General features: G+C 68.8%; 9 protein-coding genes. 3 read left to right on the top strand and 6 right to left on the bottom strand.

Translation table 11 applies throughout. The features are described 5' to 3' along the window. Positions 1-7: 7 nt before the first annotated feature. Together AZG88_RS33525 and AZG88_RS33520 are read right to left on the bottom strand one after the other, a co-directional pair. Positions 8-850, bottom strand: coding sequence for a DUF6542 domain-containing protein (locus tag AZG88_RS33525; RefSeq protein WP_061700270.1), 843 nt, complete (start codon positions 848-850; stop codon positions 8-10). A 23-nt stretch (positions 851-873) separates the two neighbouring features. After that, a complete protein-coding gene (locus AZG88_RS33520) occupies positions 874-2,037 on the bottom strand; it encodes a DNA recombination protein RmuC (RefSeq protein ID WP_061700269.1) in 1,164 nt (387 codons plus the stop codon). Positions 2,038-2,206: 169 nt separating this feature from the next. On the opposite strand from AZG88_RS33520, the gene AZG88_RS33515 reads away from it, so the two are divergent. Further along, on the top strand, positions 2,207-3,391 hold the full coding sequence (locus tag AZG88_RS33515) for an exonuclease SbcCD subunit D (RefSeq protein WP_061700268.1): 1,185 nt from the start codon (positions 2,207-2,209) through the stop codon (positions 3,389-3,391). After that, positions 3,388-6,369 carry an AAA family ATPase gene (locus tag AZG88_RS33510; RefSeq protein ID WP_061700267.1) on the top strand — a complete coding sequence of 994 codons (2,982 nt, stop codon included), beginning with the start codon at positions 3,388-3,390 and terminating at the stop codon, positions 6,367-6,369. Before AZG88_RS33515 ends, AZG88_RS33510 begins: the two co-directional genes overlap by 4 nt. A gap of 7 nt (positions 6,370-6,376) precedes the next feature. On the opposite strand, the gene AZG88_RS33505 is transcribed toward AZG88_RS33510, so the two are convergent. The 4 genes from AZG88_RS33505 to AZG88_RS33490 form a co-directional block, all read right to left on the bottom strand. Continuing rightward, positions 6,377-7,588, bottom strand: coding sequence for an AI-2E family transporter (locus AZG88_RS33505; protein WP_005239017.1), 1,212 nt, complete (start codon positions 7,586-7,588; stop codon positions 6,377-6,379). Positions 7,589-7,665: 77 nt separating this feature from the next. After that, positions 7,666-7,857, bottom strand: coding sequence for a YbdD/YjiX family protein (locus tag AZG88_RS33500; protein ID WP_005239019.1), 192 nt, complete (start codon positions 7,855-7,857; stop codon positions 7,666-7,668). After that, positions 7,850-10,153: a carbon starvation CstA family protein gene (locus AZG88_RS33495; protein ID WP_025432164.1), complete on the bottom strand. Its 2,304-nt coding sequence runs from the start codon at positions 10,151-10,153 to the stop codon at positions 7,850-7,852. Before AZG88_RS33495 ends, AZG88_RS33500 begins: the two co-directional genes overlap by 8 nt. Before the next feature lie 126 nt (positions 10,154-10,279). After that, the gene (locus AZG88_RS33490) at positions 10,280-11,857 is read right to left on the bottom strand and encodes an FMN-binding glutamate synthase family protein (RefSeq protein ID WP_005239048.1); all 1,578 of its coding nucleotides are present in this window, start codon (positions 11,855-11,857) and stop codon (positions 10,280-10,282) included. Between the two features lie 118 nt (positions 11,858-11,975). Here AZG88_RS33490 and AZG88_RS33485 point away from each other — a divergent pair, with 118 nt between their 5' ends. Then, positions 11,976-12,383: a CD225/dispanin family protein gene (locus tag AZG88_RS33485; RefSeq protein ID WP_005239052.1), complete on the top strand. Its 408-nt coding sequence runs from the start codon at positions 11,976-11,978 to the stop codon at positions 12,381-12,383. Positions 12,384-12,401: the final 18 nt, after the last annotated feature.

Raw genomic sequence — 12,401 nt, 5'->3', positions numbered from 1 at the left:
CCCTGCTCTAGCGGGGCTGCTCCGTTTCGAACGGCGGCTCGTACCGGTCGCGGTAGCGCACCTGCGGAATGGGGTGGGCAGGCACGTCGGGGTTCGGCCGGGGTCGCGGCGTCGTCCGCGGCGGCACCGAATGCGGCGCCTGAGTGGTGCGCGGAGGTGCCGAGCGGGGTGCCTGCGCTGCCCGGTCGACCATCGGCGGTGGGGGCGCTGTGCGTCCGCCCGACGAGGACGAGCGGCGAGGCGGTGGGGTGGCCGCCCGTCGTGCCGAACGGGGGTGCTCCCGTGCAGCGTCCTTGTCACGCGTCCGACGCGGCGGCGGAGACTGCTCCGACTCCTCGGCGGCGCGCCGAGGGCGGGCGGCGCGTGGCGCCCGCTGCGCGCGTCGTCGCTCGGACGTGCGAGCGGGACCGGTCTTGCGTTGCTGCAGCAGGAAGAGGCGGAGCCCACCGATCAGCAGGGTCACCACGGTGGCGGCGAGCATCACTGGAAAGCGGTTGACCAGTGGATACGCGACGTTGATCGCCAGGTCCTTCAGTGCGGTGCTGTTCTCGTCCGCGATGAGACTCTGCCCGAGCGGCACAGCGACGAACAGGATCAGCGGCGGCTGGACGATCGCGGTGAACAGCGCTCGGTTGCCGGCAGCCGCCACGGCGAGGACACAGCCGAGGAAATAGAACGTGGAGAACGCAGCCGTGAGTTCGGTGCCACGAGCCGCATCGACAGCGAATCCGACAAAGGTGACTCCGACGGCCAGGAGAATGACACCCCACCAGGGGAGACCGGGGACCGTAGGGACAATCGACCGCCTGTCGAGCGGCACCCCAGAGCGAGCACGTTGGGTTGCAGACACACAACGACAGTAGCGGCAACTTGTTAACTAGCCTCGTTGGCGTGACCGGTAGAGCCTGAGAGATCCTCGAGATTTGTGCGTCTCGGCCACGAATCGACGGCGCTGACCTCGGTGACGTCGCCGTCGAACACGTCGAGGTCGTGAAGCTTGCGGGCGGTCACTGTGACCCGGGACTCCATCGACGCGACGGTGAGATTGAACGAGTCGACGGCCTTGCCGAGTTGGGAGCCGAGACGGTCGAGATGCGCGCCGACGGTGCCCAGCCTCGTGTACAGCTCCCGGCCGAGCTGGTGGATCTTCGCGGCGTCCCGAGACAGCGCCTCCTGGCGCCAGGTGTGCGCGATGGTCCGCAGCAATGCGATGAGCGTGGTGGGGGTGGCGAGGATCACGTTCCGTGAGAACGCGTGCTCGAGCAGCCCGGAATCGGCGGTCAGCGCCGCGTCCAGGAACGGATCACCGGGCACGAACAGCACCACGAACTCCGGCGTCGGGTCGAACGACTCCCAGGACGTCTTGTCGGCCAACTGGTCGACGTGCGTCCGCAGCTGCCGGGCGTGCCGGGAGAGGTGCTGTTCCCGGGCGGCCGGGTCTTCCGTCTGCGCGGCGTCCAGGTACGCCGCGAACGGGACCTTGGCGTCGACCACGATCTGCTTGCCGCCCGCGAGGTACACGAGCAGGTCGGGACGGACACCCTCCTTCGACACCTGGGTGTCGAAGTCGCAGTGCCGGACCATCCCGGCCAGTTCGACCACCCGCTCCAACTGGATTTCACCCCACCGGCCCCGGATCTGCGGCGCCCGCAGCGCCGTGACGAGTCTGTTCGTCTGCGTCGACAGCATCTGTGACGTGCGGTGCATGCCCTCGACCTGCTCACTGAGTCCGGCGTACGCGTGAACCCGGCTGCGTTCGACGTGGTCCACCTGTTCCGCCAGCGCGCCGACGGCCTCGTGCAGCGGCCCGACCAGTCGCGAGATCTGCTCGCCGATCGCACCCGAGTGGCGGCGGGCAGAATCCTCGCTGACGGCGCCGAGTGACTGCCGCAGCAGGGCCTCGTTCTCGCGCAGCGCGGCGAGCTGTGCCTCCGCTCGCGCCGCCCGATCACCGCTCCGCGCCGCGTGCAGCAGCCACCCGAGGGCGGTGCCCGCGGCGAGCGCCAGGAGCATTCCGAGTGCAGCGAGTGCATTCATGTGGCTCATGGTGCACCGACCCACCGACATGTGGGGCACCGCCCAGCTACATGTGGGGCACCGCCCCAGCTACATGTGGGGCACCGCCCCAGCGACACGTCGAATCGCTCGGACGCCACGCGGCCGAGGTGTTCGAGGTTGTCGGCACGGTGCTCTACGGTCTCGGGACATGAGGATCCTGCACACTTCGGACTGGCACATCGGACGCACGTTCCACGGGGTGGACCTGCTCACCGACCAGGCCCGTGTGCTCGACGCGATCGCCGCCCTCGTCGCCGAGCACGGCGTGGACGTCGTCGTCGTTCCCGGTGACGTGTACGACCGGTCGATCCCCAGCGCGGACGCCGTCACCGTGTGCAACCGCGGCTTCGAAGCGATCCGGGACGCCGGCGCGGTCATCGTCGCCACGTCCGGCAACCACGACTCCGCGGCGCGGCTCGGGGCGGGTGCCGCGTTCTCCCGCGCGGGCGGGCTGCACCTCATGACGACGGTCGCCGGGATCGGCTCGCCCGTCGTGCTCGAGGACGCGCACGGTCCCGTCGCGTTCTACGGCATTCCCTATCTCGAGCCCGAGATCACCCGCGCGCAACTGGACGTGCCGACCGCGCGGTCACACGCCGAGATCCTCGACGCCGCGATGGACCGTGTCCGCACCGACCTCGACAGGCGGAACGACACCACACCGCTCACCAGGTCCGTGGTGCTGGCCCACGCGTTCGTCGTGGGCGCCGAGGCCACCGGATCGGAGAGGTCCATCTCCGTCGGCGGCGTCGAGACGGTGTCGGCTTCGGCCTTCGGCGGGGTCGACTACGTCGCGCTCGGCCACCTCCACTCGCCGCAGACCCTCGCGGAGAACATCCGGTACTCGGGTTCGCCGCTGCCGTACTCCTTCGGCGAGCGCACCCACAGCAAGGCGGTCTACCTCGTGGATCTCGACGCCGACGGACTGCGGACCGTCGAGCGGGTCGACCTGCCGGTGGTCCGCGGTCTCCGGCAACTGACCGGGACGGTGCACGAGTTGCTCGAGGACGACACGTACCGCGACGCCGAGGACTGCTACGTGTCGGCGGTGCTCACCGACCCGGAACGCCCGATCGACGCCATGCGCTCACTCCAGACCCGCTTCCCGTTCGCCGTTCACCTCGAGTGGCAACGCCCCGAGGGCGGCGACGATCTGCGCTACCGCGACAAGGTGCACGGGCGCAGCGATCTGCAGATCACGCGCAGCTTCCTCACCGACGTGCGCAGCGAACCGTCGACCGGCGAGATCCGGCTGGTGGAAGCTGCACTCGGCTTCGCAAACCGGGCCGGCGAAGACACCGCCCAGGTCGTCGCGCTGGAACAGACGGCATGAGGCTGCATCGACTCGAGGTCGAAGCCTTCGGGCCGTTCGCAGGATCCGTGGAAGTCGACTTCGATCGGCTCGGCGCGGACGGGCTCTTTCTGCTGCACGGGCATACCGGAGCCGGTAAGACGACAGTCCTCGACGCGGTGGCGTTCGCGCTGTACGGCACGGTGCCCGGGGCACGGAAGGACGGCAAGCGCCTCCTGTCCGACCACGCGCCCGCCGGTTCCGTTCCGACGGTGACGCTCGAGGCGACGATCGCGGGCCGGCATCTGCGTCTCGTCCGCAGCCCGGAGTTCGAGCGTCCCAAGCGCCGTGGGTCGGGGACCATCAAGGAGAACGCGAAGGCCACGCTCACCTGGCTCGACGGCCGCGGGGAGAACCTGTCACGGATCCCCGACATCGCCGACGAGGTCGGGCAGCTGATGGGCATGAGCGCCGACCAGTTCTTCCAGGTGGTCCTGCTGCCGCAGGGGGAGTTCGCGAAGTTTCTGCGCGCCGACAACGAGGAACGCGGTCAGCTCCTGGAGAGGCTGTTCGACACCACCCGATTCGGGACGGTGGAGGAGTGGTTCCTCGACCGCAGGCGCACCAGCGCTCACGACCTGGACGAGCATCAACGGGCCATCGACGTTCTGCTGGCACGGGTCGCGACGGCCGCAGGCATCGAGGGGGGCGCTGATGCCGATCCGGTGACCTGGGCCCACAAGCTCGAGGACGAGGCCCGCGAGACCCGTGACCTGGCTGCGGACGACCTGCAGAACGCCAAGAGCCGGGCGAAGATGGCCCGCGACGCGCTCACGGAGGCGCGCCGCGTCCTCGAACTCCAGAACCGCAGGCGGCGAGCCGAGGCGGAGCTCGAGGCCCACACAGCGGGGGCAGGCCGGCGGGCGGTCCTGGTCGCCGAATTGGCGGATGCGCGCCGGGCCGAAGCGGTCGCGACCGTCGCGCGCGAGGCCGACGCCGCCCGGGCCAAGGCTGCGGCTGCCGCACGGAACGTCGAGGCGATCACGGACGGATTGCGCTCGACGGCAGGCGGCGCCGATCTCGTGGCGGAGTTGTCCTGGCCTCCGACCGCTGACGAACGGGAGCACATCCGGTCGAGTATCCGGGCCTGGCGTGACGAGATCGTGCGCCTCGACGGGGCTCTCGCCGAATCCGTCGCCGCCGACCGGCTCGCTGTCGAAGTGGAGCGACTGCGCGCCCGGCAGGTCGAACTCGCCGAGACCGGTGGCGCGCTGTCCCGGGAGCGGGAACAATTGCCGCTCGCCCTGCGGGAAGCGGAGAAGGCGCTCGACTCGGCGCAGAAGGCCCGCGCCGCACTGCCCGCGCTCGTCGATGCCCGGGATCGGGCGGCCGACGCTGCCTCGGCGGCGGCGGATCTCCGTACCCGCCGCACCGAGCGCGATCGGCTCGAGCGCGGCGTGCTCGATGCTCGGCGGAAGCATCAGGACGCGCGGGAACACTGGCTCGACCTGCTGCAACGTCGGATCGCGGGCATGGCAGCCGAACTGGCGGGCACGCTCGAAGACGGTGTCCCGTGCCAGGTGTGCGGTTCACCCGAGCACCCGCAGCCTGCCGAACCGTCCGAGCTGTCGGTCACGAAGGCCGACGAGGACAAGGCTCTCGCCGCGGAGCAGAAGGCCGCGGCGGCGCTGACGACCGCGACCGAGAAATTGGGCGCGGTGGAGCGCGCGATCGACGTGCTCGTCCAGCGCGGCGGCGACGGTGACGCGGACGAACTCGCGCAGGCACTCACGGCCGCGGAGACGGCGATGGGGGAGGCGACCGCGCTCGGCGACGAGGTCGAGCGTCGGTCCGCATCGCTCACCGAGCTGCGGGACCGCGAGAGTCACCTGCAGGAGCGGTCGCGGGAGGTGGGCGTCGACGCCGCCACCGTGGCCGAGAGGATCACTGCGAGTGCGACACAGCTCGGGGAGATCCGGGCCCGGGTGAGCGAGGCGGCAGGCGACGACCCGAGCGTGGAGGCTCGTCGCGCACGACTCGACGCCCTCGCCGAGTCCGCATCCGAGCTGCTCGACGCGCGGGACGCCGGTGCCGGAGCCGAGTCGGCGGCCCGTGAACTCGCGGCCAAGGCCGAAACATTGGCCGGGGATGCCGGTTTCGACGGCACTGCCGGCGCCGTGGCCGCGGTCCGGACGCCCGCCCGCCAGAGTGAGATCGAGGCCGTGCTCACGGCGGCGCGGGACGCCGAGGTCGGGGCGCGCAGCGTGCTCGACGACCCCGAGATCGTTGCCGTCGCCGAGACGGAGCCCGTGGAATTGGCGTCCGTCCAGCACGCGCACGACGCGGCCGCGGAGGTCGTGAACGTCGCCGTCGCGGCGGCGTCCGACGCCGAGCGCCGACTGCTCGATCTGGAACGGTTCGTCGGTCAGCTCGACAAGGCCGCCGAGGCGATCGCGCCGATGCAGGCCGCGCATGAGGAGCTGGCCGCGCTCGCCGAGGTGATCGCGGGCCGTGGCCAGAACGCCAGGAAGATGTCGCTGCGGTCGTATGTGCTGGCGGCCCGGCTGGAAGAGGTGGCGGTGTCGGCATCCGCGCGGCTCGGCCGGATGTCGGCGGGACGTTACGAGTTCGTCCACAGCGACGAGGCGGGTCCGCGAGGCCGCCGCGGTGGTCTGGGACTGGACATCCGCGACGACTACACCGGGGTGGTGCGGTCGGCCAAGACCCTGTCCGGCGGTGAGTCGTTCTTGGCGTCGCTGTCGCTGGCGCTCGGTCTCGCCGATGTGGTCGCCGCGGAGTCGGGAGGCGTCGTCCTCGACACGATGTTCATCGACGAAGGATTCGGCACCCTCGACGCGGACACCCTCGACTCGGTGATGGGCGTGCTCGACGAGCTTCGTGACGGCGGCCGGGTGGTCGGGATCGTCAGTCACGTCGACGAGATGCGTCAGCGAATCCCGAGCCGGCTGCACGTGATTCGCGGACGCACCGGCTCCACCGTGGAGGTGGTCGCCGGCTGACGGCCGGTCAGTCCGCCTTGGGCGCGACGGCGGCCTGGTCGACGGTGACGCCCTCCCGTTCGGCGTCGTCGAGGTCTTCGTCCGCGGCGACGGCGTCGGCGATGTTGCTCTCGGCGCTGTGCTCGTCGATCTGCTCACCGATGTAGCGCACCACCACGGCGGCGACGGCGGCGGCGGGCACCGCGAGGAAGGCGCCGACGATCCCGAACACGGAGCCACCGGCGGTGACGGCGAGCAGAACCACGACGGCGTGCAGTTTCATGCTCTTGCTCTGGAGAACGGGCTGCAGCACGTTGCCCTCGATCTGCTGCACCACGATGATGATGATCAGCACGATCACCGCGGTGGTGAGACCGTTGGCCACCAACGCGACGAGCACGGCGAGAGCGCCGGCGACGAATGCACCGACGATCGGGATGAAGCCACCGATGAACGTCAGGATCGCGAGGACCGGTGCGAGTGGCACACCGAGAATCAGCAGTCCGGCGCCGATGAAGACGGCGTCGATGAGGCTGACCAAGGCCTGCGTGCGGATGAACCCGCCGAGCGTGTCCCACATGCGGCCCAGCACCACTTCGAGGTGACGGCCCGCGCGGCCGCCGCTGACGGAGTGCAGCCACGGGATGAACCGGGGGCCGTCCTTGATGAAGAAGAACGACAGCACCAGCACGAGGCCCAGTGTGATCAGCAGGGAGCTGGCGGTGCTGACGCCGGTGAACACGCCGGACGCGATGACCGTCCCACTTTCCTGCACCTTCACGATGATGGTGTGGATGCCCTGGTCGATCTGATCGTCCTGGAGGTTGATCGGCGGACCCTTCAACCAGTCCTGCACCTGGTTGATGCCCTGGGTGGCCTTGTTGGCCAGCTCGGGTGCCTGGTTGACGACGGACGGCACGATGCCCGCGATGATTCCGGCCACGACGGCGATGAACACGATGAGAGACGTCGCGGCGGCCGCCGCCGGGGGGATGCGTCGTCTCGTCATCGCCCGGGTCGGCGGCCACAGCACCGTGCACACCACGACGGCCAGAAGCACGGGGAGGACGATCACCCACAGCTTTTCGATGATCCACCCGAACAGCAACGCACCCAGCGAGATGGCCACGAGGACCAGCGACCACTTGGCCAGCCACATCGCACCCACCCCGATGAGATGCCCGCGGTCCGGTTTCGTGACTGTGCTCCCGGACGGTGCCGGGGCTTCCTTCTCCGTCACAGATGGTCCTCCCTACCGTGTCTGCTCAGCCGATCAGTACTGACAGTACTGGGGGACGCCGGGACGGCTCGGTGAGGTCAGCAGCAGCGGGCACCCGGGTTCGCGTCGGCGTCCGCGTAGCGCGCCTTCCAGTACTCGCGCTCGGTCGGCACCTCGGCGTCCGGATGGTTCCGGCGAAGGTGTTCGACGTACCTGCTGTAGTCGTGATCGCCCATCAGTGACCCCGTCCACCACCAGGCGGTCCGGACGGCGCCGACGACCCTATTCATCATGGTGGTGTGCCCTGTCTGTGTGGGTGTGCGCAGCACCGGGTGCGCGCACCGCTCCCGACGCGATGAGTTCGTTCCATTCCTTGTCGAGTTCCTTCTCGGCGGCGGTGGGGACGAACCCGGCAGGCGCGAAGATCTTCGACGGCTGCTCGGGTGACTCGGTGGTCGGTAGTCCACCCGCCCGGAACGCCTTGATGCACACGAGCACTCCGGCCACCACGACGACGAGGACGAGGCCGGCGAACACGATCGACAGGGTTCCCTGAATGAACGTGTTGCGGATGACGGCGTTGATGGCCTCGGGGGTCTTGGCGGAACCGAAGCTGGTCTTGCCGGCTTCCTTCGCTTCCTTGAACGCGGCGTGCTGGGACCAGTAGCCGACGGCGGTGTTGCCGGAGAAGATCTTCTGCCAGGACGCCGTCATGGTCACGATCAGGTCCCAGACGAGGGGAACGCCGGGAATCCATGCCCACTTGAACTGGCCCCTCTTCATGACGACGGCGAGGACCACGGTCAGCGCGATCGCGGCGAGCAACTGGTTCGCGATGCCGAAGAGCGGGAACAGGGTGTTGATTCCGCCGAGCGGGTCGGTGACGCCCATCAGCAGGATTGCGCCCCACAGTCCGACGACGGCGAGCGAGCACACCCAGGCTCCGACGCGCCACGACGGATCCTTGAACTTGCGGGCGGGTCCGCCGAAGTTGCCGAGCGAGTCGGACAGCATGAACCGGGCGACACGGGTGCCTGCGTCCACGGTGGTGAGGATGAACAGCGCCTCGAACATGATCGCGAAGTGATACCAGAACGACTTGAGGGCGGCGCCGCCGAGGAACTGGCTGAGCACTTCCGACATGCCGAACGCGAGCGTCGGGGCACCGCCGGTGCGCGAGATGATCGACTCCTCGCCCACGTTCTCCGCCGCCTGCGAGAGCGTGTCGGGGCTGATGTTCGGGCTGGAGAGTCCGAGGCCGTTCACATACGCGGCGGCCGTTTCGGGGGTCCCGCCGGTGAGGGTGGCCGGCGCGTTGAGCGCGAAGTACAGGTGCTGGTCGATGATGCACGCGGTCACGAGCGCCATGATCGCGACGAACGACTCGGTGAGCATGCCCCCGTATCCGATCAGCCGCATCTGCTTTTCCTTCGCCAGCAGCTTGGGCGTGGTGCCGGAGGAGATGAGGGCGTGGAAGCCGGACAGCGCGCCGCACGCGATCGTGATGAACAGGAACGGGAACAGCGAGCCCGCGAACGCGGGGCCGTTGCCCTGGATGGCGAACGTCGTGACGTCGGGCATCTTGATGGTGGGCTGCGCGACCAGGATGCCGATGGCCAGCAGGATGATCGTGCCGATCTTCATGAACGTCGACAGGTAGTCGCGCGGGGCCAGCAGCAGCCAGACGGGCAGGACGGATGCGGCGAAACCGTAGGCGATCATCAGCCAGGCGATGGTCACCTTGGAGAGCGTGAACCAGTCGGCGCCCCAGCCGGTGTCGGCGACCCAGCCGCCGGAGATGATGGCGAGGAGCAGCAGCACGACGCCGATCAGCGACACCTCGGCGACCTTGCCCGGGCGCAGGTACCGCAGGTAGACGCCCATGAACAGGGCGATCGGGATGGTCATGGCGATGGAGAAGACGCCCCACGGGCTTTCCGCGAGCGCGTTGACGACGACGAGGGCGAGCACCGCGATGAGGATGATCATGATGACGAAGACGCCGATCATGGCGGCGACACCGCCGACGAGGCCGAGTTCGTCGCGGGCCATCTGACCGAGGCTGCGTCCGCGGCGTTTCGTCGAGATCCACAGGACGAGGAAGTCCTGGACGGCCCCGGCGAAGACGACGCCGATGATGATCCACAGCGTGCCGGGCAGGTAGCCCATCTGCGCGGCGAGGACGGGACCGACGAGGGGGCCTGCGCCGGCGATGGCGGCGAAGTGGTGCCCGAACAGCACCCGCCGGTCCGTCGGCATGTAGTCCTTGCCGTTCTCCAGGATCTCGGCGGGGGTGGCCCGGTCGTCACGGGGTTGGACGAGTTTGCGCTCGATCAGCCGCGCGTAGAAGCGGTAGGCGATGAGATAGGTGCAGACGGCGGCCACCACGAACCAGACGGCGTTGATGTTCTCGCCGCGGATGAACGCGATCATCACCCAGGCGATGCCCCCGAGAAGGCCGAGGACGGCGAACGTGATCCGCGCCGCCGGTGAGATGGGGGTGCGGTCCACGACGCCGACCGCTGGTAGATCCGGATCCGTTTTCAGGTACTCGATCTCGGATTCGGGTGCGGCTCTCAAGGCCATCGCGAACTCCTTCCCAGCGCCCCCGTCGTCATTGTGTGCCAGGGGTGACGCCGTCGACAGATGCCACATCTTTTGTGGCCCCCGTCACCCTATTGCGCCGACGTTCGGTTCGACGAAAAAACGACGTCAGAAGCCAGACGAATCGGCGTCGATCCAGTCGGTGAGCCAATCCGACGGCGGATCCTCGAGCAGTTCGCCGGGCATCAGCCACTCGTACAGTTCCGCGTAGGTGCGGGTGGTGACCCCGTCGATCCGCCGGTTGAGCATCGACGGTGTCAGTTGGTCGAAGCTGTCGAGACCCATCGATGCCACCATCTGCTGGGCGCCGGCCACCGTCGACTTCTGGAACCGGAACACCCTGGCCGCCTTGTCGGGGACGTCGAGTGCGCGGGTCCGCGCCGGGTCCTGGGTCGTCACCCCGACGGGGCAGCGGTTCGTGTGGCACATCTGCGCCTGGATACACCCGACGGCGAACATCATCGCGCGGGCGGCCAGGGTGAAGTCGGCACCCTGGATGATCCGTTTGACGATGTCGGATGCGCTGGCGACCTTCCCGGACGCGCCGATCTTGATGCGGTTCCGCAGTCCGGCGCCGGTCAGCGCGTTGTGCACGAGCATCAGCCCCTCGGTGAGGGGCATGCCCATGTTGTCCTCGAATTCCACTGGACCTGCACCGGTTCCGCCCTCGGAGCCGTCGACGACGACGAAGTCCGGGGTGACGTCGCGTTCGAGCATCGCCTTACAGATGCCGAGGAACTCGGTGCGCGATCCGACGCACAATTTGAACCCGACGGGTTTGCCGCCGGAGAGCGTTCGCAGGGTGACGATGAAGTCGATCAGCTCGTTCGGGGTGGAGAACGCGGTGTGCGAGGGCGGGGAGATCACCGTCTGTCCGACCGGCACGCCGCGCGTCTCGGCGATCTCCCGCGACACCTTTGCCCCGGGCAGCACACCGCCGAGCCCGGGTTTCGCGCCCTGCGACAGCTTGATCGAAATCGCCTTCACCTGATCGAGTGCCGCGTGTTCGGCGAACTTGCCGGGGTCGAAGTGGCCGTCGTCCGTCCGGCAGCCGAAGTAGCCGGACGCGATCTCCCAGATCAGGTCGCCGCCATGCTTGCGGTGATACGGGCTGATCGCGCCCTCGCCGGTGTCGTGCGCGAACCCGCCGCGCGCGGCGCCGGCGTTGAGGGCTTCGATGGCATTCGCGGAGAGCGAGCCGAAGCTCATCGCCGACACGTTGAGAAGCGCGATGTCGTAGGGCTGTTCGCAGTCGGGGCCGCCGATGCGCACGGTCGGCGGCTCGGGCGGTGCCATCCGGGCGCGGAGCGAGTGGGCCATGAACTCGTAGCCGACGGCGTGCACGTCCCGTTCGGTGCCGAACGGCTCCTCGGCGAGGGTCCCCTTGGCCCGCTCGTAGACGAGGTCGCGGGTGTCGCGGTCGAAGGGCGTTCCATCCGTGGACGATTCGACGAAGTACTGCTGGATCTCGGGGCGAATCTTCTCGAGCAGGAACCGTGCGTGCCCCAGCACCGGATAGTTCCGCAGAATGCTGTGCCGCCGTTGCAGCAGATCCCACGTCCCCAGGGCTGCGAGCGCGAGAAGGACGACCGCGGCGAACCACCATCCGGTGGCCACACCGAGGGTCAGGGCAAGGGTGCCCAGTCCGAGGATCCATAACGCGAGGACGATCAACCAGCGGGTCACTCGCTGAGACTAGAACCTCACGTGAGTGCCGACGCGTACTCCGGCGCACTTTCCCACTCACGAGGGAGGCAGGTGGGATAGTGGACGCACGAGGTCAGCTGCCACGACAGGGGGAGTCATGTCGGAGTCACCGAGCAATCCGGAATCGTCGAGCAATCCGGTGCCGCCGAAGCCCGGCGACACGGGTGCGTACGGCTACCAGTACCCGACGCAGCAACAGCAGCCGCCGCAGTCGTACCCGGGCCAGTACGGCCCGCCGCCGCTGCCGCCCTCGAACGCCGGGTGGGCGGTGGCTGCCGTCCTCTTCTTCTGGCCGCTCGCGTTCGCCGCGTTCAACCACGTCCACGACGTGTACCCCAAGTGGGCGATGGGCGACTACCAGGGCGCCCAGTACGCGTCCGACCGCGCCAAGGCGCTCGGCAAGATCGCCCTGTGGATCTGGGTGGCGCTGATCGTCGTCTTCGTCATCGGGTACGCCATCCTGATCATCGCCCTCGTCGCGAACAGCGATACCTCCAGCTGGTGAGGCCGATGGTCGTTGATC

The organism is Rhodococcus sp. LB1, from assembly GCF_001583455.1.
Lineage (GTDB): Bacteria > Actinomycetota > Actinomycetes > Mycobacteriales > Mycobacteriaceae > Rhodococcus_F > Rhodococcus_F opacus.
This window is presented reverse-complemented; position numbering and strand designations above follow the sequence as displayed.